Below are 24,970 nucleotides of genomic sequence, written 5' to 3'. Positions count from 1 at the left end.
CGCGTCCAGGTGCGGCTCGACGGTGCGGGCGACGCCGAGGTCGTGCCGCGCGAGCCGCTGTAGCAGAGCGTGCAGCTCGGCCGTCCGCCCGGTGCCGGGCCGGGGAGCGTCGGTGCTGAGGGTGCGCGCGAGCGCGAGAGCCCCGGCGACGTCGTCCGGGAGGGACGCGGGGAGAGAGGCGGGTGCGTGCGGATCCATCGACTCCGAAACTACGCAGTCCGAGGGCCCGCAGCGGCCGATTGTCCCCGGCTCGGGGGGATGCTAAGCGTCAGATGTCGAGGGCGTTGATCCGGTGAAGGAGCTCGGCGAAGAGCTCGACCTCCGCGAGGTCCCAGCTGCGTAGCTCCTCGTGCATCAGCGCCTGGTTCGAGCTGCGGATCTCGCGCAGCCGTTCTGCTGTCTGCGGAGTCACCGAGAGGATCGTCGCGCGCCCGTCGCGCGGATCGGGGGCGCGCTCGAGGAAGCCGAGCCGGTCGAGCGCCGTGATCTGGCGGCTGAGCGCCGACTTGTCCATCTCGAGCAGCTCGGCCAGCGCACCGGAGTGCACGGGGCCGCGCCGTTCGAGGGCGGAGAGCGTCTTGTACCCCAGCGGGGTCAGCTCGGGATGCAGCCGTTCGGCGTACGAGCGCATCGCCGCGCGCACGCGGTTGAACAGGGTGCTGAGCTCACCCTCCACGGCGGCGACGGCGGAGTCGGCATCGGAGGAGCGGGACGGACCGGTCATGCCTCCAGCATCGCGCCTCAGGACCGTCAGGCTCGACTTGCGCCCGCGCGCCGCGACGCCGTACTCTGTCCGAAGCCAAAGACCGCCGGTTTCCGGTGAGCGCACGAGCAGGGCCCCGGCCCCGCGGATCGCCGCCGGACGAAGGATTCGCGAAGCGAACGGCCCGCGCAGGTGCAAGAGGTTCAGTTCCGCGATCATCGCGTCTCCCGAAGCTCCGTGCGCTTGCGCCGGAGCTTTTTTCTTTGCCTGCCTTCGGGCTACCGGCACGAGAATTCACAGGAGTAGCCATGGCGAACAAGGAAGCCTCGGTTGCCGAACTCACGGAGAAGTTCCAGAGCTCGACGGCCGTTCTGCTGACCGAGTACCGCGGTCTCACTGTTGCTCAGCTCAAGACGCTGCGCAAAGACATCAGTGAGCACGCAACCTACGCCGTGGTGAAGAACACGCTGACCAAGATCGCGGCGAACAACGCCGGTATCTCGTCCTTCGACGACGAGCTCGCTGGCCCCTCGGCCATCGCGTTCGTGCACGGCGACCCTGTCGCCGTCGCGAAGTCGCTGCGTGCCTTCGCCAAGGCAAACCCTCTCCTCGTGGTCAAGGGCGGTTACTTCGACGGTAACCCGCTGACCGCGGAAGAGGTGGGCAAGCTCGCCGACCTCGAGTCCCGTGAAGTGCTGCTCGGCAAGCTCGCCGGCGCCTTCAAGGCCTCGCTGTTCGGTGCCGCATATCTGTTCAACGCACCGCTGTCCAACGCCGTTCGCACGGTCGAGGCGCTGCGCGAGAAGCAGGAGTCCGCGAGCTGACGTCTTCCCCATCCGGGAAGCAGTGCGCACGCGGTTCGTAGACAAAGAAAAACAAGGAGAAAAATCATGGCAAAGCTCACGCAGGACGAGCTCATCGAGGCCTTCAAGGAGCTCACGCTCATCGAGCTCTCGGAGTTCGTCAAGAAGTTCGAAGAGGTCTTCGAGGTCACCGCTGCCGCCCCCGTCGCGGTCGCCGCGGCCGGTGGCCCCGCCGCCCCCGCCGAGGAGGTCGAGGAGAAGACCGAGTTCGACGTCGTTCTCGAGGCCGCCGGTGACAAGAAGATCCAGGTCATCAAGGAGGTGCGCGCGCTCACCAGCCTCGGCCTCGGTGAGGCGAAGGCTCTTGTCGACGGTGCCCCCAAGGCCGTCCTCGAGGCCGTCAACAAGGAGGCCGCCGACAAGGCCAAGGCTCAGCTCGAGGCTGCCGGCGCGACCGTCACCGTCAAGTAGTACCCGCCGGCTCCGGCCGGCACCCGTCAGGGTGCTGCCGATCCGCCTCCGGGCGGTCCGTGCACGCGCAGGGCGCTGTCTCCTCGGAGGCGGCGCCCTGCGTCGTTCCGGGCCGCCGCCCTCCCGACCTGCGCCGGTGCTGGCCCCGCGTCGCGTCGCCGCTACCGCCGCGCCCTAGGATCGAACGATGACCGCTCCCGATCCGCTCGCCGGGCTCCCCGCCCGTGACGTCCCGCCCAGCGAGATCTCGCTCAGCGAGCTGCTGAGCGACTTCGTCTCGGTGACCCACCGGATCACGCGGCTCGCAGCCCGGGCGACCGGGAACCAGGAGTCGCAGGCCGTGTGGCGCACCCTCTCGGTGCTCCTCTCGATGGGGCCGATGCGACTGGGGGAGCTCGCCCTGCAGAGCCGCGTCTCGCAGCCGACCATGACCAAGATCGTCAAGAACCTCGTTGAGACCGGCTGGCTCGACCGCATCGCCGACCCGATGGACGCGCGCGCATGGCAGATCCGCCTCGCCCCCGCCGGAGCCGAGGCGCTGAACGCCTGGCGGTCCGACCTGGGCGAGGCGCTCACGCCGATCTTCGCCGATCTCACGCCGGAGGACCGGACCGTCCTCGAGCGCGCCGTCGAGATCATGCACGAGCGGCTGGTGGTCGGCCCGCGCGAGTGAGCGCGGTCGTCAGGAGGCCGACTGCGGGACCGCGAGCTCGCCGGTCAGGTACTGTGCCCTGCCGAAGCCGAAGGACCAGTCCTGCGGTCCGTTCTCGACGTAGCCGATGAAGACGTCGCTGCCGGCGATTCCGACCCCGCCTAGGCGCTCGGCGATCCGGGAGTAGAGGCGCTGCTTGATCGAGTCGTCGCGGCCGCGCTGGGTGAAGACGTGCACGATCACCACCTCGTCATCGGTCCTGTCGAAGCCGAGGCCCGCGTCCTCCGCGATGATCTCGCCGGGGTCGTGCTGGGTCACGATCTGGAAGCGGTCGCGCGGGGGGATGCCGTAGGTCTCGACGATGGCCTCGTGCACGGCGTCCGCCAGGGCGCGGACCTCGGCAGGGGTACGGCCCCGGGTGATGTCGATGCGGACGAGTGGCATGGAGTCTCCTTGTCGGTTATGTACTGACATTCTAACCAAGTACCTCGCGCATAAGAAGACGCCCCGGGGCGGGAACCCCGGGGCGTCTCGGCGGAGCGGTGCCGCGGTCAGCCGACTGCTGCGGCGATCAGCTGCTCGATGCTCTCCCGCTGGGAGCGGGACGTCTCGTCGGCGGTCTCGTCCTCGGCGAAGACGTTCGACACGATGATCGAGTCCTCGCGCTCGAGGAATCCGTTGGTGGCGAGAGCGGTGAACAGTTCGGACCAGTCGACATCGCCGTCCCCGATCCGCAGGTGCTGATGCACGCGGGCCGCGTTCCCCGGCGGGTTCGAGATGTAGCGCAGCCCGTGCGAGCGGTGGTGGTCGAAGGAGTCGGCGGCGAACACGGCACCGAGCCGGGAACCCGCCGCGGCCACGATCCCGGGTGCATCGTCTCCGAGGTGGAAGCTGTGCGCGCCGACATACACGAAACCAATGCTCGACGAGTTGATGCCGCGGAGCACCCGCAGGGCCTCCCGCCCGTCCTCGACGAAGTCGTCGGGGTGCGGATCGATGTTCATGGTCAGGCCCTCGCGCTCGAGGATCGGGACCAGCTCCTCCATCGAGCGGTAGAACGAGTTCTCGGAGTCCTCCTGCGCCTCAGGCCGCCCGCTGAGCTCGGTGTTGATCACCGGAACGCCGAGCTCGACCGCGATCTGGAACACGCGCTTCGCGTGGCTCACCGCGTGCTGGCGCACCGCCTCGTCGGGCGAGGACCAGCGCAACACCGGTTGGAGCGCGCAGATGCCGATCCCCGCGTCGGCCACCGCCTTCTTGAGGGCGCGGACCAGCTCGTCATCGGCCTTCGGCCGGCGGTGGAACGGGATGAAGTCCGGATGCGGTGTGAGCTGCATCCACTCGTAGCCGAGGTCGGCGACGACCCGCGGGAACTCGAGGAGCTCGTGCGAGTGGTGGAACGGGGTGGGGTCGAGTGCGATCTTCACCATGACTGTGCTCCTCAGGCGTAGAAATCGGGGCGATCGATGTACTCGACCGATTCGAGCGTGCCTGCGGTGATCGCGCGCACGCCGGCCTCGGCGGCGACGGTGGCCAGGTACCCCTCCCAAGCGGAGGGGCCGCCCAGGCGTCCGGCCAGGGCGCCGTCGACCCAGGCCTGGAACTCGGCGTCGTAGGCGGCGCCGAAGCGCTCCTTGAACGACGGGTTCTCCGCCTGCGAGATCCGGCCGTCGGCGCGTTGGACGAGCCCGCGCGTCGCTCCGATACTCGCGATGCCCCGCTCGAAGACCGCCTCGGTGCTCACCTGGTAGCCGAAGCGCACGTTGACGTTCATCTCGACATCGGCGAGGACCCCCGACTCCGTGGAGAGGAGAGCGAGGATCGGGTCGTTGAAGCCCGACGCGTTCAGCGAGTTGCGCTTGAGGTTCTTCACCTCGATCCCCACGATCTTCTCGCCCGTGAGGAAGTTGACGATGTCGATCTCGTGCACGACCGAGTCGCTGATGAGCATCGAGGTCGTGTACGTCTCGGGCACGGCGGCGTTGCGGTGGCGGTGGTGCGTGCCGAGCAGCGCGCCGAGCTCGCCGCCGCGGATCAGCTCCCGGAGCTGGATGTGCTCGTCGTCGAAGCGGCGCATGAAACCGACCTGGATGTAGGGGCGGTCGAGCTTCTGCTCGGCCTCGAGGATCCGCAGCGCGTCGTCCGAGCCCTCCGTGAGCGGCTTCTCGCAGAGGATCGCGAGCTTCGCTTCGAGCGCGGGCAGCAGCACCGGCACGTGGTACGGGCCCGGAGTGGCGATGACGACGGCGTCGATGAGGTCGCGATCGATCGCCTCTTCGAGAGTGGCGACGCCGACGGATCCGGGGCGAGGGCGGATGCGGCCTGAGCCCGCTCCTCGAAGGGCTCGACGATCGCAGTCACCGTGGCGTTCGAGATCTTCTGCGTGATGCGGCGGACGTGGTCGGCGCCCATCATCCCTGCGCCGACCACGGCGACTCGGAGGTCGCCTACGGGGGAGGAACTGTCGGTGGGGGACATGGTGTGATTCTCCTTCGAAACGGGGGTGTCGGCGTCAGCGGACGCGGGCCATCGCGGTGCAGCCGAAGATGTGGTGGAACGTGCGCTCGGCGATCGGCCCCGGCAGGTCGATGTCGACCCCGTACATGTCCTGCTCGACGATCGCGAAGATCTGGGGGTCGATCGCGGCGACCGCCTCGATGATCGGCGCGAACGCAGGCACGCCGTGGGGCGGCTCCGTCATGACGCCCTGCGCGACCGCGGTGGCGAACGGAGTGTCGTTCTTGAGTGCGGCGGCGAGGATATCGGGCTCGACCTGCTTGAGATGGAGGTAGCCGATCCGCTCCGGGTAGGCCTCGATCAGCGTCACGGCGTCGCCCAGGTAGTAGGCGAAGTGGCCGGTGTCGAGGCAGAGGTTCGTGTAGGCCGCGTCGGTCTCGCCGAGGAAGCGCTCGACCTCGCGGTAGGTGCCCACATGGCTGTCGGCGTGGGAGTGGAACTGCTGCTTCATCCCGAACTCCTCGAGCAGCGCCTTGCCGAGCTGGTCGTGGCCCTTCGCGAGCTTCGTCCACTGCCCGTCGTCGAGGGTGCGCGATTCGAGGACCTCGGTCGTCGCGTCCGAGCGCCAGAGATCCGGGATCACGACGAGGTGCTCGGCGCCGAGCTTCGAGGCGAGACCCGCGACGTCGAGGGCCTGGTCCCACGCGCGCTTCCACTGGTCCTCGCCCTTGTGGAAGCCGGTGAACACGGTGCCCGCCGAGAGCTTCAGCCCGCGCGAGCCGAGCTCGTCCTCGAGCTGGTGCGGATCGGTGGGCAGGTAGCCGAACGGACCGAGCTCGATCCACTCGTAGCCCGCCGCGACCACCTCGTCGAGGAAGCGGCGCCACGGGATCTGGCCCGGGTCGTCCGGGAACCACACGCCCCACGAGTCGGGGGCGGTGCCGATGCGCAGGCCCTGCGCGGTGCCGGGGGCGGTCGAGTCGGTGCTCATGGAACGACGGTGTCCTTCTGATTGGGGTGGAGTGGAGTGGGCCGAGCGGTCAGGGGTGGTCGGGTCAACCGAGCAGCGGGCGCTGGAGGCGGCGCTGCTCGACGTAGGCCTCGCGGGCCGTCGTCGTCGAGTCGAGCGTGGCGACCTCCGACACGGGGACGTCCCACCAGCCTGCGCCGTCGGGGGCGTAGAGAAGCGGGTCGCTGTGGATGTGGATCAGCGTGGTGGTCTCGGAGGCCTTGGCGGCGGTGACCGCCGCGCGCAGGTCCGCGATCGCGTCGGGTCCTGGCTGCACCTCGATGGTGTCCACTCCGTAGCTGCGCGCGTTCGCGGCGAGGTCCACGGGCAGGACGTCGTTCCCCTGGAAGAGTCCGCGCTCGTCCTGGTACCGGTACCAGGTGCCGAAGCGCTCCGATCCCACGGTCTCGGAGAGGTGCCCGATCGAGGCGTAGCCGTGGTTCTGGATGAGCACCACGATGATCTTCAGCCCCTCGGCTACGGCGGTCACCAGCTCGGTGTGCAGCATCAGGTAGGAGCCGTCGCCGACCATCACGATCGCGTCGCGGTCCGGAGCGGCACGTCGCACGCCGAGGCCGCCGGCGATCTCGTAGCCCATGCACGAGAAGGCGTACTCGACGTGGTAGCCGAGGCTGTCGCGCACCCTCCAGAGCTTGTGCAGGTCGCCGGGTAGCGAGCCCGCCGCCTGGATCACGACGTCGCGCGGGTCGGAGGCCGACTGCACGGCGTGGATGATCTCGGTCTGGCCGGGCAGGTCGGCCCCGGAGGGCTCGAAGGCGCGGTCGACCACGGCGTCCCACGCCTCCTTCTCCGCTGCGGCCCGCTGCGCCCAGGCTGCAGGCACCCGCCAGCCGTCGAGCGCTGGCAGCAGCGCCTCGAGCGTCTCGCGGGCGTCGGCGATGACGGGCAGCTGCGAGCCGTGCTTGTAGGCGTCGAAGGAGGCGACGTTGACGTTCACGAAGGTGACGTCCGGGTTCTGGAAGGCGGTGCGGCTCGCGGTCGTGAAGTCGGAGTAGCGGGTGCCGATCCCGATGACCACGTCGGCGTCGGCGGCGAGACGGTTCGCGGCGGTGGTGCCGGTCGCGCCGATGCCGCCGAGGTACTGCGGGTGGTCCCAGTTCAGTGAACCGCCGCCGGCCTGCGATGTGCCGACCGGGATCCCGGTGGCCTCGACGAGGGCGCGGAGAGCGTCCTCGGCGCCGGAGTACACCACTCCGCCTCCCGCGACGACGATCGGGTTCTGCGCCGAGCGGATCGCCGCGACGGCGCGCGCGAGCGGGCCCGCCTCGGGCAGAGGGCGGCGGATGTGCCACTCTCGCGGGGCCAGGAACTCCTCGGGCACATCGAGCGCCTCGGCCTGGACGTCCTCGGGGAGGGCGACGGTCACCGCCCCGGTCTCGGCGGGATCGGTCAGCACGCGCATCGCGGCGAGGGCGATCGAGAACAGCTTCTCGGGGCGGTCCACTCGGTCGAAGAAGCGCGAGAGCGGACGGAACGCGTCGGTGACCTGGAGGCTGGTGTCGTGCGGCAGCTCGATCTGCTGGAGCACCGGATCCGCGACGCGGGTCGCGAAGGTGTCGCTGGGCAGCAGCAGAGCGGGGAGGCGGTTCGTGGTGGCGAGGGCCGCTCCGGTGAGCATGTTCGCTGCCCCCGGTCCCACCGAGGCGGTGCTCGCGAAGGTGGCGCGGCGCCGGCGCATCCGCGCGTAGCCGACGGACTGGTGCACCATCGCCTGCTCGTTGCGGGCCTGGTGGTAGGGCATCGCTCCGGGGTGCTCGGCCTCGTACTGCTTCAGAGCCTGGCCGATCCCGGCGACGTTGCCGTGCCCGAAGATGCCGAACGTGCCGGCGATGGTGCGCTCGCGGTGGTCGCCGTCGACCGTCCACTGGTTCGCGAGGAACTCGATCAGCGCCTGGCCGACCGTCATCCGCCTCGTGGTGCTCATGTGCAGGGTGTCCTTCTTCGTCGAGGGTGGGGGAGTCAGCGGTCGCCGGAGCGGCGCTCGTACGGGAGACGCGGATCGATGTCCTGGCCCTCCCAGGTGGCGCGGATCCAGCCGTGCGCGGGATCGTCCGAGATGTTCCAGACCCGGTCCGGGTCCGGGCCCGCCATCACGTTGAGGTAGTAGAGGTCGTAGCCGGGAGCGGCGACGCAGGGGCCGTGCCAGCCGTAGGGGAGCAGGGCGATGTCGCCGGTGCGGACCTCGGCGAGGACGTCGATCTCCCCTGCCGGGGAGGAGTAGGTGCGGAGGAAACCGAACGGGTCCGCCTGCACGGGGGCGTCGAGGCCCTTCGAGACCGCGGTCTCGAAGTAGTAGATCTCCTCGAGCCGCGACTCCTTCCCTGGGATCAGCTCGTCGTGCTTGTGCGGCGGGTAGCTCGACCAGTTCTCGGCGGGAGTGACGACCTCGCAGACGATGAAACGGCCCGCCTCCAGGGCCTGCGGGGTGCCGAAGTTGTGCACCTGCCGGCTGGAGCGGCCGGCTCCGCGCAACTCGACGGGCACCTCGGAGCGCGCGATGTGGCGGCTCGGGTGCACTTCTGTCGTGGGCGCCTCGGCGACGGCGACGCGCCCACGCCCCTCGAGTGTCGCGGAGGCGAGGCTCGAGAGGTAGAGGACGTCGCTCGGGCCGTCGAAGACCGAGTCCCGACCCTCCAGCAGGGTGGTCTCCGACGGGCCCGAGCTCTGGTGCCGGACCGTGAACGATCCGGACAGGGGGACGACGAGCCGCTCGACCCCGGCTGCGGGGAGTGCGAGCTCGACGCCGGGCGCGAGGTCGGCGACCCGCAGCCCCGTGTGCTGCCACCCGGGCACGGCGTCGTCGACGACGGACTCCCATCCGTCGCGCGTGAGCGTCCCCTTCGGGAACACCCACTCGTTCTGCGTGCTCATCTGCGTCCTTCCGTCGATTGTCCGAAGTCCAGCGTGGTCGGAGATCCGATTCCGCCCCTCCCACAGCCCTCCCAGCTGTTCGCCTACAGGGCCGAGCCGTCTCGCTCGCCCTCCGGGCCTCGTTCGCCCACAGGGCCGAGCCGTCTCGCTCGCCCTCGCGGGCCCGCTCGCCCGCAGGGCCGAGCGCCACCGGCGATCCGCGTGCCAGCGGATCGTCGTGCGCGGACGCAGGACGCTCTGCGGAACGCCACCTCCCGCCCCCGCCGACCGCGGCCGATCGACGACGACGCAGGAGGAGGAGGAGAGAGGCTCAAGAATTCTGCGGGAAGCCCAGGTTGATGCCGCCGTGGCTCGGGTCGAGCCAGCGGGAGGTGATCGCCTTCTGCTGGGTGAAGAAGCGGACTCCTTCGGCTCCGTGGGCCTTGGTGTCGCCGAAGAGGGAGGCCTTCCAGCCGCCGAACGAGAAGGTGGCGACCGGGACCGGGATGGGGACGTTGATGCCGATCATGCCGACCTGCACCTCGTTCTGGAACCGGCGGGCTGCGCCTCCGTCGTTGGTGAAGATCGCGGTCCCGTTGCCGAACGCGCCGTCGTTGACCAGCGCCACACCCTCCTCGTACGACTGCACGCGGACGATGGAGAGCACCGGGCCGAAGATCTCCTCGGTGTAGGCGCGGGAGGAGGTGGGGACCTTGTCGAGCAGGGTGGGGCCGAGCCAGAACCCGTTCGGGTCGCCGTCGACCTCGATGCCGCGGCCGTCGATGACGACCTCAGCGCCGTCCTCCTCCGCGATGCCGATGTAGGAGGCGACCTTGTCGCGGTGGGCTTCGGTGACCAGCGGGCCCATGTCGCAGCCGCGGCGGCCGTCGCCGATGCGCAGGGTCGCGGCGCGCTCCTGGATCTTCGCGATCAGCTCGTCCGCGACGGGCTCGACGGCGACGACGACCGAGATCGCCATGCATCGCTCGCCGGCCGATCCGAAGCCCGCGTTGATCGCGGAGTCGGCGACGAGGTCGAGGTCGGCGTCGGGGAGGACCAGCATGTGGTTCTTCGCGCCGCCCAGAGCCTGCACGCGCTTGCCGTGCTTGGTGCCGGTCTCGTACACGTACTGCGCGATCGGCGTGGAGCCGACGAACGAGATCGAGCGGACGTCGGGGTGCGTCAGGAGGCCGTCGACGGCCTGCTTGTCGCCGTTGAGGACCGTGAACACACCATCGGGCAGACCCGCTTCCTTCCAGAGCTTCGCGAGCCAGATCGCCGCCGTCGGATCCTTCTCGGACGGCTTCAGGATCACGGTGTTGCCGGCCGCGATCGCGATGGGGAAGAACCACATCGGCACCATCGCGGGGAAGTTGAACGGCGAGATGATGCCCACCACACCGAGCGGCTGCTTGGTCGAGTAGACGTCGACACCCGTCGACACCTGCTCCGAGTACTCGCCCTTGAGGTGGTGCGCGAGCCCGGTCGCGAACTCCACGACTTCCTGGCCGCGGGTGATCTCGCCGAGCGCGTCCGAGACGACCTTGCCGTGCTCCGAGGTGATGATCTCGGCGAGATCGTCCTTCTTGGCCTCGAGCAGCTCGCGGAAGCGGAACAGGATCTGCTGGCGCTTGGCAAGCGACAGGTCCCGCCAGGCGGGGAAGGCGGCCTTCGCCGAGGCGATCGCGGCCGCGATCTCGGCGTCGTCGGCCAGCGCGACCTCCTTGGTGGCGACTCCCAGAGCCGGGTCGAAGACCGGAGCCGTGCGGCCCGACGAGGACGGCGACTCGCGGCCGTCGATCCAGTGCGGGACGACGGGGAGCTGGTGGATCGGGGCGGTTCCCGTGGTTTCGGACATGGTTCCTGCTTCTCTTCTCGAACGGGGAGGGATCAGCCGTGCACGAGCGCGGCAGCGGTGTCGACCGCGGCGGCGACATCGCCGTCGGCCGGGTAGAGGAGGGTGCGGCCCACGACGAGTCCGCGGACCGCCGGGAGGGCGAGTGCCGACCCCCAGGAAGCGTAGGTCTCGTCCGGGCTGCCGGAGGGGTCGCCTCCGAGCAGGAGGGTCGGCAGCGTCGTCGACGCCATCACCCGCTCCATCTCGGGCACGACGGGCAGCTTGAGCCACGAGTACGCGGAGGTGTTGCCGAGGCCGGCGGCGATGGCGATCGAGGTGATGACCGCCTCGGGCGAGAGGTCGTTCTGCACCACTCCGCTCGACCACCGGCTGAGGAACGGCTCGAGCATGATCGGCACCCGCGCCGCCGCCGCGGCGTCGACGGCACGGGCGGAGGCTTCGATGGTGGCGGCCGTCGCGACGTCGGCGAGGTTCACCCGGATCAGCAGCTTCGCGAAGTCGATGCCCGACGCGACGATGCTGGGCACGTCGTACCCGGTGAAGCGGTCGTCCATCTCGAAGCGGGCGCCCTTGAGGCCGCCGCGGTTCATCGATCCCACGACGACCTTGCCCTCCAGGGCGCCGAGCAGCGCGAGGTCCTCGATGATGTCGGGAGTGCCGAGGACGCCGTCGACGCCGGGTCGCTCGAGAGCGGTGACCAGGCGGGCGAGCAGCTCGTAGCGGTCGGCCATCGCGGTCGGATCGTCGCGGACGCCGAGCGCGCCCCGGGCCGGGTGGTCGGCGGCGACGATGAAGAGGCGGCCGTCGTCGGCGAGTAGCGGGCGCCTGGCCCGGTCGCGGACCCGCGGCAGCACGGTCTCGGGAGCGGTGGTGCGGATCTCGCGCAGCGTCTCGAAGTCGAGCGCGGTGACGGTGTCAGGCAGGGACATTCTCGATGCTCCTCACGATCTCGGCGACCTCATCGGTCGAGGGCATGGCGGTCGAGCACTCGCGCCGGCCGGCGACGATCGCTCCGGCGACGTTCGCGAAGCGGAGGACCTCCTCGAGCGACCAGTCCTGCAGGAGGCCGTGGCAGAGGGCGCCGCCGAAGCTGTCGCCGGCGCCGAGGCCGTTGACCACGTCGACGGGGTAGGGCGCGACCTCGACGGTCTCGTCCTTCGTCTTCGCGAGGACTCCACGCGGGCCCTGCTTGACGATCGCGAGGTCGAGCCCGCGGTCGAGCAGGGCGTCGGCGGCGCGGTGCGGGTCGGTCTCGCCGACCGCAATCTCGCACTCCTCGCGATTGCCGACGGCGACGCTCACCCGCTCGAGTGCGCGGGAGACCTCGCGGTGGGCGATCTCGGGCGACTTCCAGAACATCGGGCGGTAGTCGAGGTCGAGGATCGTCAGCGGGCTGCGGCCGCGCGCCTCCCACGCCGTGTGGTGGGCCGTGCGGCTGGGATCCTCCGAGAGGCCGGTGACCGTGGACCAGTAGATGCGGGCGCGGGCGATCGAGTCGAGGTCGAGCTCGTTGACGTTGATCACGAGGTCGGGCGCCTTCGGGGCGCGGTAGAAGTAGAGCGGGAAGTCGTCTGGCGGGAAGATCTCGCAGAAGGTGACGGGCGTGTTCAAGCCGGACACGGTGCTCACGAAGCGGGCGGAGGCGCCGAGGCGCTCGAGCTCGCGCGAGACGAAACGGCCGAACGGGTCGTCGCCGGTGCGGGTGATGATGCCGGCCTTCAGCCCGTGCTTCGCGGCGGCCACGGTCACGTTCGCCGCGCTGCCGCCGAGGTACTTGCCGAAGGTCTCGACGTCCTCGAGCCCCACTCCGTCCTGGAGCGGGTAGATGTCGACACCGGAGCGGCCAATGGTGATCAGGTCGAAGGGGGCGCTCGTCGGAGACGCGGCGCTGTGCTCGGTCATACTTCTCTGTACAACTTCCTGCCCGGGATCGCTCCGGGCGTCTCGTCGTCGTCGTCGCGCTGCTCGCGACGGGATGGTGCCGTCAGCTCATGTGCTGACATATGAACAACGTAACAGTAGATCCCGGTGCTGTCACCCGGCCGTCGCGGTCACTGCCGGCTGCGCCGCCGCTCGCGGCGAGAGTACCCCGTTTGCTCATGGCAGCGACTCCTTCTCGACGAGCGGGCTCGGGGAGGGACCCGCCACTGCACACCGCTACTTTGTTCGGACAATCTGACGTCAAGCGATAAGGTGGAAGAGTCCTGCCCACTCGGGCCCAGCGCCGCACAGCACGGAGAAGACCTTGAGCGACACCTCGACCACGTCCACCACCGTCCTCCCGCTGCGTGCCGCAGCCGAGGGCAGCCCCACGAGCCTCTGGAACGACTCGGCCGACCCGATCGAACTCGGCCGGTCGCTGACCTTCGGCGCCGTCGGCGCGACCTGCAACCCGGTGATCGCCTTCACCACCATCCAGCGCAACCTCGACATCTGGGGTCCGCGCATCGCCGAGCTCGCACTCGAGCACCCGACTGCAGGAGAGAGCGAGCTCGGCTGGCTCGCCATCGAGGAGCTCTCGGTCCAGGCTGCCTCGCTGCTGCTGCCCGCCTTCCGCGAGAGCGGTGGCCGCAACGGTCGCCTGTCGGTCCAGACGGATCCGCGTCTGCACCGCGACGTCGATGCGCTGGTGGAGCAGGCCGTCCACTTCTCGACCTGGCCGAGAACATCATCGTGAAGATCCCCGCGACGGCGAAGGGCATCCAGGCGATCGAGGAGGCGACGTACCGCGGAGTCAGCATCAACGCGACCGTCTCCTTCACGGTCGCGCAGGCGGTCGCCGTGGCCGAGGCGATCGAGCGCGGCCTCGACCGCCGTGCCGCAGAGGGACAGCCCGAGCGTGAGTTCGGCAGCGTCGTCACCATCATGGGCGGCCGCCTCGACGACTGGCTCAAGGCGAGCGTCGCCGCGAACCGCATCCTCGTCGACCCGGGCGTGCTCGAGTGGGCGGGTGTGGCGGCGCTGAAGGAGGCGTACCGCATCTTCCAGGAGCGCGGCTACCGCTCCCGCATCCTCTCGGCGGCATTCCGCAACCACCTGCAGTGGTCCGAGCTCGTCGGCGGCGACCTCGTGGTCTCGCCGCCGTTCGAGTGGCAGGTGCTCATCAACGAGAACGAGCTGCCCGTCGATCTGCACCGCATCGACGTGCCGGTCGCTCCCGAGATCCTCGACACGCTCCTCGAGCGGGTCCCCGAGTTCAGCCGCGCCTACCGCGAAGACGGTATGACGGTCGAGGAGTTCGACGACTTCGGAGCGGTGCGCCGCACGCTCCGCCAGTTCCTCGACGCCGACGCGAAGCTCGACGCGCTCGTGCGTGACGTCCTGCTGCCGGCCCTCTGACCCGGCGCGCTCCACGGCTATGGATCGACACGCGGGGGCCGACGGGCACGACATCACCTTCCGCTCCCGCCGCTGGGTGCGTCCCGAGGACCTCAACGCGAACGGCAGCCTCTTCGGCGGCAGCCTGCTGCGCTGGATCGATGAGGAGGCGGCGATCTATGCGATCCTCCAGCTCGGCAACCCGCGAGCGGTGACCAAATTCATCTCCGAGATCGACTTCGTCTCGTCGGCCGTGCAGGGCGACCTGATCGAGATGGGCCTGCGGGCCACGGGCTTCGGCCGCACCTCGCTCACGATGCGGGCGGAGGTGCGCAACATGGTCTCGCGCCGCAGCATCCTCGCGATCGACCGGATCGTCTTCGTCAGCCTCGACGAGAACGGGTCGCCGGTGCCGCACGGCTACAGCACCATCACCTACGACCGCGACCGGCTGCCCCGGCACCCCGCCGAGGGATCCGGTCGACCGGCCGGCGGCTAGGGCTCGTCCGGCAGCGTCTGGCGGTGGCGAGTGCCGCGTCGTCAGTCGTGGTCGGCTGCTCAGAGAGCGTCGATGGAGGAGCGGGAGTGCGGTCCATCGCTCCGCCGGGAGCTGCTCGCAGCGGCCCGCGCCCGTGCCGCGCTGACGTGTGAGGACGAGGAGTCCGCTGCACAGGCCCGTCTGTCCGGGTGTCAGCTCTCGTCGCTGGATGTCCACGGTGCGAGCCAGAGCCCGGTGATGGCATCCACCAGGCCGGTCGCCGCGGCGGACCACGTGGTTCGGGGTGTGGGGCGGCCGTTGGCCAGAGCTCGCTCGCGGTCCGCGACGGTGTGCACTATGAGCTGACGGGCCATGTCGTCGCGCTCGATGCGCACGTCCGCTGGCAGATCGGGTCGGCAACGCTCGAGGCCCTCGAGGACTCGTTGCAGCGATCGGGTCTCCAGTGCCTCCTGCTGAACCACCTCGGTGAGCGCTGGATCCGTTATCAGCTGCGCCACGAAGCGGCCGTACCAGGTGGGCTGCTCGAGTGAGTCGAGGTGGTCCGTCGTCGGGCGGACCATGCAGTCCACCCAGTCGCGGACGTCGGTGGAGCCTGCCGCGCGCACTGCCATCTCTTCGCGCCTGTGGTCGATGTCATCCGTATGACGACGGGCGACGGCCTGCACCAGGTCAAGCTTCGTGCCGAAGTGGTATCCGACGGCACTGTTGTTGCCCTGCCCCGCTGCCTCGCTGATCTGACGGTTGGACACGGCGACGATGCCGTGCTCGGCGAAGAGTCGCTCGGCGGTCGCGAGCAGCGTAGTGCGACTCTGCGCAGCACGCCCGGTCGCCTCGTCACGAGGCCGCTCGGCAGGGGAGTCCACAGTGGATGGTCGACGAGTCGGGGATGTGTGCCTTGGCATGAAGACAGTCAAGTAGCGCGCTTGCATTCAGTCAAGCAACTGACTTATATTTCCTGCTACGCAGCGTCGCGTCCGCATCCCACCGGAGGACACGCATGAGCGCTCCCGCAGACAGCACCAGCACACCGACCGCGAGGTCGACGGTTCCGCCTTCCTCTGTCCCGCCCGCACGGGTCGCGGTAGGTCTCGCCGTCGCGGGGATCGTCGTGTCCCTCAGGCAGAGCCCTCGTTCCGCAGCTGGTGGATGCGTCGGCTGCGGTGCGACGTGGACGGTCACCGCCACGCCCGCGGTCCCCGTCCCCGCCGGTCGGTCGGCTCGGCGACATCTCCGGCAAGCGCCGCACACTCCTGCTCCGCATCGTGTTTCTTGCGCCCGGCCGGTCGTCGGAGCCGTGGCCAGGAGCCTCGTGCCGACGACCGCGGCCCGCGCCCTGCAGGGTCTGGCGGCCGGTGTCATCCCGCTCGGCATCAGCGTTATGCGTGACGAGCTCCCGGTCGAGCTGCTCGGCGGAACTGCCGTGATGAGCGCTTCGCTCGGCGTCGGTCGGGCCTCGACTGCACGACGCCGTCGACGGGGTCGTCGTTGCCTGAACACTTCAGCCGTACCCGCATCCCACACGAAGGAGAAGACATGCACATCGCCGTCGATATGACCACGTGCCAGAGCTACGCGCAGTGCGCGTTCCTGGCACCCGACGTCTTCCGGTTCGAGGGCGATGAGGCCCTCGTCTACGACCCCGACCCGCCAGACGAGTTCCGGTCTCGCATCGAGCAGTCCGCAGCAGCGTGCCCCGTGCAGGCCATCCGTCTCACCGGGGAGCAGCGGAGGCCGCTTCGTCAGATGTCGACCCCTTCGGCGCTGACGGAGACCGATCACGTGGTCGTGGTGGGAGCGTCCTTGGCCGGTCTGACCGCGGCGGAGACCCTGAGATCCGAAGGGTTCACCGGCCCGTTGACGGTCATCGGCGACGAAAGAGACGAACCCTACGACCGTCCGCCCCTGTCGAAGCAGGTCCTGCTCGGGACCGCGTCCGCTGCCGGCACCCGCCTCCCTCGCGCTTCCGGCCTGGACATCCAGTGGCGACTCGGTGTGGGCGCGACCGGCCTCGATGTGAGCGCGCGCCAGGTCGTCCTCGCGGACGGGGAACGAGTGCCCTACGACCGGGTGCTCATCGCCACCGGGACCCGAGCCCGACCGTGGCCCGTGGCCCATGAGGCGGCCATGGATGGTGTCCACACCCTCCGGACCGCTGACGACGCGGCACGTCTGCGTGCCCGTCTCGCCGCGGGCCCACGGCGTGTCCTGGTCATCGGCGGAGGATTCACCGGTTCGGAGATCGCCTCGGCCTGCCGACGCCTCGACATCCCCGTCACTCTGGTCGATCGAGGCTCCGCGCCTCTCGCCCGAGCCCTCGGCGACACCGTCGCTCACGTCCTCGCCGACGTGCAACGCGAACACGGTGTCGACCTGCGGTCGCACGTCACCGTCTCGAGTCTGCAATCGGACGCGAAGGGGGCGGTCACTGGTGCCGTGCTCTCGGATGGGACAGAGCTGAGCGTCGATGTCGTGGTCGTCGCCATCGGCGCCCTGCGGAACGCAGAATGGCTCAGCGGGTCGGGGCTGTCCGTCGGACCGCTCGGAGTCGACTGCGACGCCTCCTGCCGTGCGCTGGCCAGCGACGGCAGCATCGTCGACGGTGTCTTCGTCGCCGGCGACGTCGCGGCCTTCCCGCACCCTTCGGGCGATGGCCGCCGGATCTCCGTCGAGCACTGGGGGAACGCCGTCGGCCAGGCCACCATCGCTGCCGGCAACATGAGGACCGACGGGCAGGCTCGTCACGAGGAGATCCCCGTGTTCTGGTCGAATCAGTTCGGCCACGTGATCAAGTCGGTGGGGACGCCTGAGACGGCGGACAGCGTGGTGATCGCGCAAGGGTCCCTCGGTCAGCGCGCGTTCGTGGCCGTCTACGGCATCGGCGACCGGATGGTCGGTGCCACGGCCCTCGACCACGTGAAGTGGCTCGAGCACTACCGGCGCCAGATCGGCGACGGGGCGGCATTCCCGCCGACGGGCCGGACGATCGACACTCCGTCTGGCGACGACCGAGGGGTCCGCCCGCATTCTCGCTCCGTCCGCCCTGACACCGTCTCCAGCAACTCCGATGAGAGGACGAAATAGTGAACACGTCTCCCGAACCCGGCTCGGTCTGCCCCGTCACCGGAGGCTCCTCCGCTGCGACCGCGACGTGGAACCGTTTCCTGGACCACGACAGTCGACCCGATCCTTACCCGCTGTACGCTCGCCTCCGCGACGCCGAGCCCGTCCAGCGCCTCGACGACGGAGCCTTCCTCATCACCGGCTACGACGAGATCCTCCAGGTCGTCCACGACCCCCGCATCAGCTCCAATCTGCTCGCGGGTCGTGACGGCGACGCCGACCCCGGACTCACCTCCGCGTTCGTGATGCAGGACCCGCCCGACCACGACCGGCTCCGCCGCCAGACCATGAGGCACTTCGGGCCTCCGAATCACGCCGCTACGTCGACTCCCTCCGCGACGACATCACGCGGACGGCGACCGCCCTCATCGACGCGTTCCCGGCATCCGGCACTCTCGATCTCGTCGAGGCGTTCGCCTACCCGCTCCCCGTCGTGATGATCTGCGACGTCCTCGGCGTCCCGCACGAAGACGAGCCGCGCTTTCACGCCTGGAGCATGGCGATCATCGCTCCTCCCGAAGCGACGACCCCCGAAGAGGCTGATGCTCTCCAGGAGGAGGCGTCCGCGGCGACTTGCGAACTCGGCGCCTACCTGACCCGCCTCGCCGAGGTCCGTCGCGGAACGCCGCAGGGAGACCTGTTGTCCGGGCTGGTCAACGACGACGGCCCCGACGGGACGATGTCGTCCAGCGAGATGATCAGCACGGCCATCATGCTGCTGATCGGCGGGCACGAGACGACGGTCAACATGATCGCCAACGGCGCGCTGACGCTCCTTCGCCACCCGGAGGCGCTCTCACGGCTCCGCGCGGATCCGAGCACCATGCCCCTCGTCTTCGAGGAGCTGCTCCGACTCGAGCCGCCAGCCCAAGTCACACCGAAGTACGTCGCCCTCGACGATGTGCGCGTCGGCGACGCGACCATCACCAAGGGGTCTCCGGTCTGGATCGCCTGGGCGGCGGCGAACCGTGATCCGCGCCACTTCGCCGATCCTGACCGGTTCGACCCCACCCGCGAGAACAGGGACCACCTCGGATTCGGAGCCGGGATCCACTCATGCTTCGGAGCACCGCTCGCCCGACTCGAGACCCAGATCGCCTTGGCGGAACTCTTCTCCCGACTCGAGAACGTGCGCCTCGTCGACGACCCTCCTCCTTACCGCCGCAACCCTCTCCTCCGAGGTCCCAGCCGTCTGGACATCACCTTCGACCGCGTCCGGCCGCTCTGAATCTGCGACCCGGTCGCTCGGCTCCAGAGATCATCCGGTGAGACGGTGCCCTCGACCAGCACCCCGCTGGGCCGAGAAGGGCCGCCCCGCCCGAGCCGGGAGCAGCTCTTCGATCAACGCCCGCTGAGCGTCCGACAGCGACTGACACCGCGACACGGCTCAGCACTCCCCACCGCCAGACATTGTCAGACGCGCGCCAGCGCGGCACCCTGGTCGCGTGCAGATGCGACTCGAGCTCGTCCCCCTCCCCGTCGACGACGTCGACCGCTCGGTCGCGTTCTACACCGGGGTTGTCGGTTTCCACCTCGACCACGACGTGCGCCCGTCGGCGTCGGTGCGCGTCGTGCAGCTCACTCCGCCCGGCTCCGCCTGCTCGATCGTCGTCGGCAGCGGCATGGGCCCCGGCCCCGAGGAGGGGGTCGTCCGCTCCCTGCATCTCGTCGTCGACGACATCGCCGCCGCGAGGGAGGAGCTGGTCGGCCGTTCGCTCGACGTCGGCCCCGTGCAGGACCTCGGCGGCGTGAAGTACGCCTTCTTCGCCGACCCCGACGGCAACACCTGGGCGCTGCAAGAGATCCCGGCCGCGGCGGCTCTGCCCGCCTGAGGTCAGTCCTCCGGCCAGCGGATCCGGGCGTCGACATCGGGGTGCTTGCGCAGCCACGCCGCGATGAAGGGGCAGCGCGGCACCACGGTGCCGCCCGCCTCCGTGATGGTGAGCACGGCGGCGCGCGCGAGGACGCTGCCGAGTCCGTGTCCCTCCCAGCCGTCGTCGATCACGGTGTGGGTGATCACGACCTCGTCGCCTCGGCGCTCGTAGGCGGCGAAGCCGGCGGTGGTGCCGCCGACCTCGATCTCGAAGCGCGATCGCTCGGGCACGTCGCGGACGGTGGGCTTCTCGGAGTCGCTCATGCTCCGATTCTTGCGCCCCGCGGCGCCGACGTGCTGGTGCGGATCACCAGAGAGGCCGGGATCAGCGTGTGCCGGGCCGGGGGAGGGGACTCGCCCCGCGAGAGGGCGGCCAGCGCCTTGAGGACGAGCGCGACGGCGAGCTCGCCCTGCTCCTGCGGGTCCTGGCGGATCGAGCTCAGCCCGAACAGCTCGGCGAGCGGGTGGTCGTCGATGCCGATGATCGAGACGTCCTCCGGCACAGAGAGGCCGAGCTCGCGCGCGGCGAGGATGATGCCGATGGCGATCTCGTCGGAGGCCGCGAAGATCGCCGTCGGACGCGTCCTCGGATCGCCGAGGACCTGCCTCCCGGCGCGATGGCCGCCCGGGATGTCGAACCGCGTGGGCACGACGTCGTGGGGGCCGGGCTCGAGGCCCGCGGCTCTCAGTGCCTGACGGAACCCCTCGCGGCGCTTGGTGTGCACGTGGAAGTCCATCTCTTCTTCGGCGAGGCCGCCGATGTGCACGACGCGCTCGTGGCCGAGTGAGAGCAGGTGCTCGGTGGCGAGCCGGGCGGCGGCCACATCGTCGATGCTGAAGGTGGGGATGCCGGGGAGCTGGCCGCCGATGCCGACGATCGGTTTGCCGAGGGCGAGGAGCGCCTCGGTCTCGTGCGGCGAGATCTCGAGGGTGACGGCGACGATCGCGTCGACGCGCTTGCGCACCAGGTAGTACTCGAAGACGCTGCGGCGAGCGTCGAGGTGCTTGTCGATGTTGTAGAGCAGGAGGTCGTAGCCGGCGGCGAGCAGCGCGCGCTCGATCCCGTCGATGATTCCCGCGAAGAACCACTGGTTGATGACCGGGATGATGACCGCGATGTTGTTGCTGCGTCCGGTCACGAGGCTGGAGGCGTTGGCCGAGACGACGTAGCCCAGGCTCGTCGCGGCGAGCTCGACCCGCTGCTTCGTTCCCGCCGAGACGTACCCCCGGCCGCTGAGGGCGCGCGAGACCGTCGCCTTCGACACTCCTGCGAGCTCGGCCACCTCTTCGATGCCTGGCACGGCGTTCCTCCCGATCCGTCCGGCGTCGATGCTGGAAACGGTTCCAGGAAGTTATACCCCGCCGGTCGGCCGATCGTCGCCCCGAGATCGGCTCGGAGGCGGACTGAGAGCGCCGGATCGGCGGTTTGACGCCGAATCGTTATCGGAGAGAGCGCTCTATCGTCGACGTTGTGCTTTTATCGTTCTTGTGGAAAGGTTTCCCTCCGTGGGAAGCCCACCCACATCAATCCGGTGATCCGCTCGGAGTTCCTCCGATCGTCGCCACCACGAGCATCCGAGTCGTCGCGACACGCGCTTCGAGCCGCCACAGCCCCCCGACCCCGGTCGGCGGGGAGCGGCTCACTCGGCTGGTTCACCACTCAATGAGGAGGAAGCATGCGGTCATCCCTGCACCGCCGTATCACCGTCCCGGTCGCCGTCCTGGCAGCAGCCGGCATCGCACTCGCGGGCTGCTCCGGCAGCAGTGACCCCAACGACCCGAACGCCGGAGGCGGCGGCTCGGCCGGCTCGGTCGGCACCGCCGACGGCGTCGTCAACGTCTACGGCACCATCAACGGCGATGAGGCAACCCTTCTCGAGCAGTCCTGGGCGGACTGGGAGAAGGAGAACAACATCGACATCAAGTACACCGGCGACAAGGAGTTCGAGAAGCAGATCGGCATCAAGGTCCAGGGTGGCGACACCCCCGACCTCGCGATCTTCCCGCAGCCGGGCCTCCTCGCCGACACCGTCGCCTCGGGCAAGGTGCAGCCGCTCCCGGACGGCGCTCTCGCCAACGTCAAGGAGAACTGGTCGGAGGACTGGCAGAAGTACGGCCAGGTCGACGGCACCCAGTACGGCGCGCCGCTGATGGCGTCCGTCAAGGGCTACATCTGGTACTCCCCGAAGAAGTTCGCCGAGTGGGGCGTTTCGGTTCCCAAGACCTGGGACGAGATGGAGGCGCTCGGCAAGACGATCGCCGAGAAGACCGGCGGCCCCTCGTGGTGCGCGGGCTTCAACTCCGGTGAGGCCTCAGGCTGGCCGGGCACCGACTGGATCGAGGACGCCGTCCTCCGCGAGGCCGGCGCCGACACCTACGACTCGTGGGTCGCGGGCGACACCGAGTTCACCGACCCGAAGATCAAGGCGGCGTTCGACTCCGTCGGCTCGATCCTCCTCGACCCCACCCTCGTCAACGCGGGCTACGGCGACGTCAAGTCGATCAACTCCACTGCCTTCGGCGACGTCGCGCAGAACGTGGCGAACGGCAGCTGCGCGCTGACCCACCAGGCCTCGTTCTTCGAGGGCTTCCTGATCTCGGCCGGTGCCAAGGTGGCCGAGGACGGCGACGTGTGGGCCTTCCTCACCCCGCCGGCCAAGGCCGATGACGCCCAGGCCGTCACGGGTGGTGGCGAGATGGTCGCCGCCTTCTCGAACGACGCCGACACCGCGAAGGTCCAGGAGTACCTGCCAGCGCCGACTGGGCCAACAGCCGCGTCAAGCTCGGTGGCGTCATCTCGGCGAACAAGGGCCTCGACCCCGAGAACGCCGGCAGCGACATCCTGAAGGACTCGATCGGCATCCTCCAGGACGCCGACACCACCTTCCGCTTCGACGGATCGGACCTCATGCCGAAGTCCGTGGGTGCCGACAGCTTCTGGAAGGGCGTCGTCGACTGGGTCGACGGCACCAGCACCGACCAGGTTCTCGAGGAGATCCAGGCGGGCTACACCTCCTAGCGGTCAGGCAGGAGGGCCGCGGCTCCACGGAGCCCGGCCCTCCGACCACGCTCCGCCCCGGCGGGTCCGCAGCAGCGGGCCCGCCCGGTCGGGGCTTCAGCTGAGTTCAGAGTCGCACTCGAAAGGGCGTCCATGTCTCCCATCACCATCTCGGGGTTCTTCCAATGGCTGGCGGGGATCCCCCCCTCGCGCAGATCCCGATCATCCTCCTGGTCTTCGCGGCCGTGGTCGCGCTCATCCTCTTCTTCGTGGAGGTCGCCCCCCGGCGCGGCACCCCGTACACCGTGCTGCGCCTCGCGGTCGCGGTGGTGCTCCCGGTCGTCCTGCTCCTGGTGTTCGGCCTCTACAACTCCGTCATCTGGGTCGCAGTCGTCGCCGCCGTCCTGGGCGGCGCGCTGTTCCTGCTCGACTTCCGATCCCGCAAAGGTGCGGGTTACGGTCTCCAGTTGGTCGCGTTCATGGCACCGGCCGCGTTCTTCATCCTCATCGGTCTGATCTACCCGACGATCACGACCGCGTTCAACGCGTTCATGAAGAACGACGGCTCCGGCTTCGCCGGGATCGACAACTTCGTCTGGGTCTTCACAAGCCCCGACGGCATCACCGCCTTCCTCAACACGGTGGTCTGGGTGCTGCTCGCCCCGATCACCGCCACCGCCATCGGCCTCGCCTACGCGGTGTTCATCGACAAGAGCCGCGGCGAGAAGTTCTTCAAGCTGCTGGTCTTCATGCCCATGGCGATCTCGTTCGTCGGCGCGTCGATCATCTTCAAGTTCTTCTACGCGTCCGCCAGGGCGAGCAGATCGGCGTGCTCAACGGCATCCTGACGGCGTTCGGCGGCACGCCCGTCGACTGGCTGGGCCTCGAGCCGTGGAACACGCTGTTCCTCGTGATCGTGCTGATCTGGACCCAAGCCGGCTTCGCGATGACGGTGCTGTCCGCGGCCCTCAAGGGCGTCCCCACCGAGCAGCTCGAAGCGGCGTCCCTCGACGGCACCAACGCGTGGCAGTCGTTCTGGAGCGTCCAGGTCCCCGGCATCCGCTCCTCGATCGTGGTGGTCCTCACGACCATCTCGATCGCCTCCCTCAAGGTCTTCGACATCGTCTCGGCGATGACCGGCGGCCGCTCCGACACGACAGTCCTGGCCTTCGAGATGGTGCGCCAGTTCCAGCTCGGAGCCCGCAGCGGCTACAGCGCGGCCCTCGCGGTCATCCTGTTCCTGCTCGTTCTCCCGATCGTCGTCTACAACGCCCGCCAGCTCGCCAAGCAGAGGGAGATCCGATGAGCGCCACGCCCACTCCGATCCAGGTACCGGTCGACAGCGCCACCCAACGGCGCCTCGCCCGCGGGGAGTCGAAGATCGAAGCCGCCAGCGGCAAGGTCAAGAAGGCCACCACCTCGCGTGGCGCCACACTCGCCGCGCTGATCATCGCGGTCATCTGGACCATCCCGACCCTCGGCCTGTTCATCTCGTCGTTCCGTCCCGCGAACGACATCAAGACGACCGGCTGGTGGACGATCTTCGCCAACCCCGGCTTCACCCTCGACAACTACACGAACGCGCTCAACTCGGGCGACAGCCTGACCCTGGGCAAGGCGTTCGTGAACTCGCTGGTCATCACGCTGCCGGCGGCGCTCATCCCGATCACCATCGCGAGCCTCGCCGCCTACGCCTTCGCCTGGATCGACTTCAAGGGGCGCAACACGCTGTTCGTGCTCGTGTTCTCCCTCCAGATCGTGCCGATCCAGATGGCGCTCGTGCCCCTGCTCCAGCTGTTCTCGGACGGCCTGCGCATCGGGGGGCTCTACGTCCTCCCCGGGCTCGGGGTGAACGGGTTGGACGGCTCCTACGCGAAGGTGTGGATCGCGCACACGATCTTCGCGCTTCCCCTCGCGATCTTCATGCTGCACAACTTCGTCTCGGAGATCCCAGGAGAGGTCATCGAAGCGGCCCGCGTGGACGGAGCAGGCCACGGCCAGATCTTCTTCCGCATCGTGCTCCCCCTCTCGGTACCGGCGATCGCCTCCTTCGGCATCTTCCAGTTCCTCTGGGTGTGGAACGACCTCCTGGTCGCGACGGTGTTCACCTCGGGAGCAGGGCTGCCGATCACGAAGGCGCTGCAGGACCTGTCCGGCTCCTACGGCCAATCGTGGGAGCTGCTCACAGCCGGCGCGTTCATCTCGATCATCGTGCCGCTCATCGTGTTCTTCAGTCTGCAGAGGTTCTTCGTCCGCGGCCTCCTCGCCGGCGCCACCAAGGGCTGACGGCCCGCGGGGGTGCCGTGGGCGGCGTTGTCGTCGTCGGCAGTAGCTCCGC

The 24,970-nt window shown here is 69.3% G+C and carries 26 protein-coding genes and 2 pseudogenes; 14 read left to right on the top strand and 14 right to left on the bottom strand.

Annotation, left to right across the window (positions count from 1 at the left end; translation table 11 throughout):
- Together ACH61_RS05670 and ACH61_RS05665 are read right to left on the bottom strand one after the other, a co-directional pair.
- Window positions 1-198 (bottom strand): annotated as a pseudogene (locus ACH61_RS05670) (acyl-CoA dehydrogenase family protein); the annotation flags it as partial.
- Between the two features lie 70 nt (window positions 199-268).
- Window positions 269-724 carry a MarR family winged helix-turn-helix transcriptional regulator gene (locus ACH61_RS05665; RefSeq protein WP_158286089.1) on the bottom strand — a complete coding sequence of 152 codons (456 nt, stop codon included), beginning with the start codon at window positions 722-724 and terminating at the stop codon, window positions 269-271.
- Window positions 725-1,011: 287 nt separating this feature from the next.
- Between ACH61_RS05665 and rplJ the strand changes: the two genes are divergently transcribed.
- The 3 genes from rplJ (at window position 1,012) to ACH61_RS05650 (ending at window position 2,650) form a co-directional block, all read left to right on the top strand.
- Window positions 1,012-1,527 (top strand): 50S ribosomal protein L10, encoded by a 516-nt coding sequence (rplJ, locus tag ACH61_RS05660; protein ID WP_068209649.1) that lies wholly within the window; start codon window positions 1,012-1,014, stop codon window positions 1,525-1,527.
- 66 nt (window positions 1,528-1,593) lie between these two features.
- The gene (rplL, locus tag ACH61_RS05655; protein WP_068209646.1) at window positions 1,594-1,977 is read left to right on the top strand and encodes a 50S ribosomal protein L7/L12; all 384 of its coding nucleotides are present in this window, start codon (window positions 1,594-1,596) and stop codon (window positions 1,975-1,977) included.
- Window positions 1,978-2,164: 187 nt separating this feature from the next.
- Window positions 2,165-2,650 (top strand): MarR family winged helix-turn-helix transcriptional regulator, encoded by a 486-nt coding sequence (locus ACH61_RS05650; protein WP_082845049.1) that lies wholly within the window; start codon window positions 2,165-2,167, stop codon window positions 2,648-2,650.
- Window positions 2,651-2,659: 9 nt separating this feature from the next.
- On the opposite strand, the gene ACH61_RS05645 is transcribed toward ACH61_RS05650, so the two are convergent.
- The 9 genes from ACH61_RS05645 to iolC all read right to left on the bottom strand — a co-directional run bounded on the left by ACH61_RS05645 (window position 2,660) and on the right by iolC (window position 12,726).
- The gene (locus ACH61_RS05645; protein WP_068209643.1) at window positions 2,660-3,073 is read right to left on the bottom strand and encodes a tautomerase family protein; all 414 of its coding nucleotides are present in this window, start codon (window positions 3,071-3,073) and stop codon (window positions 2,660-2,662) included.
- 107 nt (window positions 3,074-3,180) lie between these two features.
- Window positions 3,181-4,056 carry a sugar phosphate isomerase/epimerase family protein gene (locus ACH61_RS05640; protein ID WP_199220848.1) on the bottom strand — a complete coding sequence of 292 codons (876 nt, stop codon included), beginning with the start codon at window positions 4,054-4,056 and terminating at the stop codon, window positions 3,181-3,183.
- 14 nt (window positions 4,057-4,070) lie between these two features.
- Window positions 4,071-4,868, bottom strand: a complete 798-nt coding sequence (locus tag ACH61_RS18260; RefSeq protein WP_269085058.1) for a Gfo/Idh/MocA family protein — start codon at window positions 4,866-4,868, stop codon at window positions 4,071-4,073.
- Window positions 4,869-5,141: 273 nt separating this feature from the next.
- Window positions 5,142-6,077, bottom strand: a complete 936-nt coding sequence (locus ACH61_RS05630) for a sugar phosphate isomerase/epimerase family protein (RefSeq protein ID WP_068209636.1) — start codon at window positions 6,075-6,077, stop codon at window positions 5,142-5,144.
- Window positions 6,078-6,141: 64 nt separating this feature from the next.
- Window positions 6,142-8,040, bottom strand: coding sequence for a 3D-(3,5/4)-trihydroxycyclohexane-1,2-dione acylhydrolase (decyclizing) (gene iolD, locus ACH61_RS05625; protein WP_068209633.1), 1,899 nt, complete (start codon window positions 8,038-8,040; stop codon window positions 6,142-6,144).
- 35 nt (window positions 8,041-8,075) lie between these two features.
- On the bottom strand, window positions 8,076-8,987 hold the full coding sequence (iolB, locus tag ACH61_RS05620) for a 5-deoxy-glucuronate isomerase (RefSeq protein ID WP_068209630.1): 912 nt from the start codon (window positions 8,985-8,987) through the stop codon (window positions 8,076-8,078).
- A 310-nt stretch (window positions 8,988-9,297) separates the two neighbouring features.
- A complete protein-coding gene (locus ACH61_RS05615) occupies window positions 9,298-10,824 on the bottom strand; it encodes a CoA-acylating methylmalonate-semialdehyde dehydrogenase (RefSeq protein WP_068209627.1) in 1,527 nt (508 codons plus the stop codon).
- Between the two features lie 32 nt (window positions 10,825-10,856).
- Window positions 10,857-11,753: a Cgl0159 family (beta/alpha)8-fold protein gene (locus ACH61_RS05610; protein ID WP_068209624.1), complete on the bottom strand. Its 897-nt coding sequence runs from the start codon at window positions 11,751-11,753 to the stop codon at window positions 10,857-10,859.
- On the bottom strand, window positions 11,740-12,726 hold the full coding sequence (iolC, locus tag ACH61_RS05605; protein ID WP_068209621.1) for a 5-dehydro-2-deoxygluconokinase: 987 nt from the start codon (window positions 12,724-12,726) through the stop codon (window positions 11,740-11,742). Before iolC ends, ACH61_RS05610 begins: the two co-directional genes overlap by 14 nt.
- 343 nt (window positions 12,727-13,069) lie before the next feature.
- On the opposite strand from iolC, the gene ACH61_RS18250 reads away from it, so the two are divergent.
- The 3 genes from ACH61_RS18250 to ACH61_RS05595 are packed head-to-tail and all read left to right on the top strand — an operon-like array spanning window position 13,070 to window position 14,641.
- A complete protein-coding gene (locus tag ACH61_RS18250) occupies window positions 13,070-13,501 on the top strand; it encodes a beta/alpha barrel domain-containing protein (protein WP_236713559.1) in 432 nt (143 codons plus the stop codon).
- Window positions 13,498-14,163 carry a transaldolase family protein gene (locus ACH61_RS18245; protein WP_236713558.1) on the top strand — a complete coding sequence of 222 codons (666 nt, stop codon included), beginning with the start codon at window positions 13,498-13,500 and terminating at the stop codon, window positions 14,161-14,163. Before ACH61_RS18250 ends, ACH61_RS18245 begins: the two co-directional genes overlap by 4 nt.
- Before the next feature lie 19 nt (window positions 14,164-14,182).
- On the top strand, window positions 14,183-14,641 hold the full coding sequence (locus tag ACH61_RS05595) for an acyl-CoA thioesterase (RefSeq protein WP_082845048.1): 459 nt from the start codon (window positions 14,183-14,185) through the stop codon (window positions 14,639-14,641).
- A 191-nt stretch (window positions 14,642-14,832) separates the two neighbouring features.
- Here ACH61_RS05595 and ACH61_RS05590 read toward each other — a convergent pair whose 3' ends face one another.
- Window positions 14,833-15,504: a TetR/AcrR family transcriptional regulator gene (locus tag ACH61_RS05590; RefSeq protein WP_068209618.1), complete on the bottom strand. Its 672-nt coding sequence runs from the start codon at window positions 15,502-15,504 to the stop codon at window positions 14,833-14,835.
- 670 nt (window positions 15,505-16,174) lie between these two features.
- Here ACH61_RS05590 and ACH61_RS05585 point away from each other — a divergent pair.
- From ACH61_RS05585 to ACH61_RS05575, 4 genes are all read left to right on the top strand, one after another.
- The gene (locus ACH61_RS05585; RefSeq protein ID WP_068209615.1) at window positions 16,175-17,722 is read left to right on the top strand and encodes an FAD-dependent oxidoreductase; all 1,548 of its coding nucleotides are present in this window, start codon (window positions 16,175-16,177) and stop codon (window positions 17,720-17,722) included.
- Complete coding sequence (locus tag ACH61_RS17890; protein ID WP_201787582.1) at window positions 17,722-18,198, top strand: cytochrome P450 family protein; 477 nt, start codon at window positions 17,722-17,724, stop codon at window positions 18,196-18,198. The genes ACH61_RS05585 and ACH61_RS17890 overlap by 1 nt, the downstream gene beginning before the upstream one ends.
- On the top strand, window positions 18,198-18,989 hold the full coding sequence (locus ACH61_RS05580; RefSeq protein ID WP_236713560.1) for a cytochrome P450: 792 nt from the start codon (window positions 18,198-18,200) through the stop codon (window positions 18,987-18,989). Before ACH61_RS17890 ends, ACH61_RS05580 begins: the two co-directional genes overlap by 1 nt.
- Window positions 18,990-19,206: 217 nt before the next feature.
- A complete protein-coding gene (locus ACH61_RS05575) occupies window positions 19,207-19,593 on the top strand; it encodes a VOC family protein (protein WP_068209612.1) in 387 nt (128 codons plus the stop codon).
- A 2-nt stretch (window positions 19,594-19,595) separates the two neighbouring features.
- Here the strand turns inward: ACH61_RS05575 and ACH61_RS05570 are convergent, their stop codons facing one another.
- Together ACH61_RS05570 and ACH61_RS05565 are read right to left on the bottom strand one after the other, a co-directional pair.
- Window positions 19,596-19,898: a GNAT family N-acetyltransferase gene (locus ACH61_RS05570; RefSeq protein ID WP_068209609.1), complete on the bottom strand. Its 303-nt coding sequence runs from the start codon at window positions 19,896-19,898 to the stop codon at window positions 19,596-19,598.
- Entirely contained in the window at window positions 19,895-20,935 is a 1,041-nt protein-coding gene (locus tag ACH61_RS05565) for a LacI family DNA-binding transcriptional regulator (protein ID WP_068209606.1), read from the bottom strand. The genes ACH61_RS05570 and ACH61_RS05565 overlap by 4 nt, the downstream gene beginning before the upstream one ends.
- Before the next feature lie 375 nt (window positions 20,936-21,310).
- Here ACH61_RS05565 and ACH61_RS05560 point away from each other — a divergent pair.
- The 4 genes and pseudogenes from ACH61_RS05560 to ACH61_RS05550 all read left to right on the top strand — a co-directional run bounded on the left by ACH61_RS05560 (window position 21,311) and on the right by ACH61_RS05550 (window position 24,918).
- Window positions 21,311-22,653: pseudogene (locus ACH61_RS05560) on the top strand (ABC transporter substrate-binding protein).
- 164 nt (window positions 22,654-22,817) lie between these two features.
- Complete coding sequence (locus ACH61_RS18240) at window positions 22,818-23,480, top strand: carbohydrate ABC transporter permease (protein WP_236713557.1); 663 nt, start codon at window positions 22,818-22,820, stop codon at window positions 23,478-23,480.
- The gene (locus ACH61_RS18235; RefSeq protein WP_236713556.1) at window positions 23,462-23,938 is read left to right on the top strand and encodes a carbohydrate ABC transporter permease; all 477 of its coding nucleotides are present in this window, start codon (window positions 23,462-23,464) and stop codon (window positions 23,936-23,938) included. Before ACH61_RS18240 ends, ACH61_RS18235 begins: the two co-directional genes overlap by 19 nt.
- Window positions 23,935-24,918 carry a carbohydrate ABC transporter permease gene (locus tag ACH61_RS05550; protein ID WP_068209603.1) on the top strand — a complete coding sequence of 328 codons (984 nt, stop codon included), beginning with the start codon at window positions 23,935-23,937 and terminating at the stop codon, window positions 24,916-24,918. Before ACH61_RS18235 ends, ACH61_RS05550 begins: the two co-directional genes overlap by 4 nt.
- Window positions 24,919-24,970: the final 52 nt, after the last annotated feature.

Source organism: Rathayibacter tanaceti (assembly GCF_001634385.1).
GTDB classification, from domain to species: Bacteria; Actinomycetota; Actinomycetes; order Actinomycetales; family Microbacteriaceae; genus Rathayibacter; species Rathayibacter tanaceti.
This window is presented reverse-complemented; position numbering and strand designations above follow the sequence as displayed.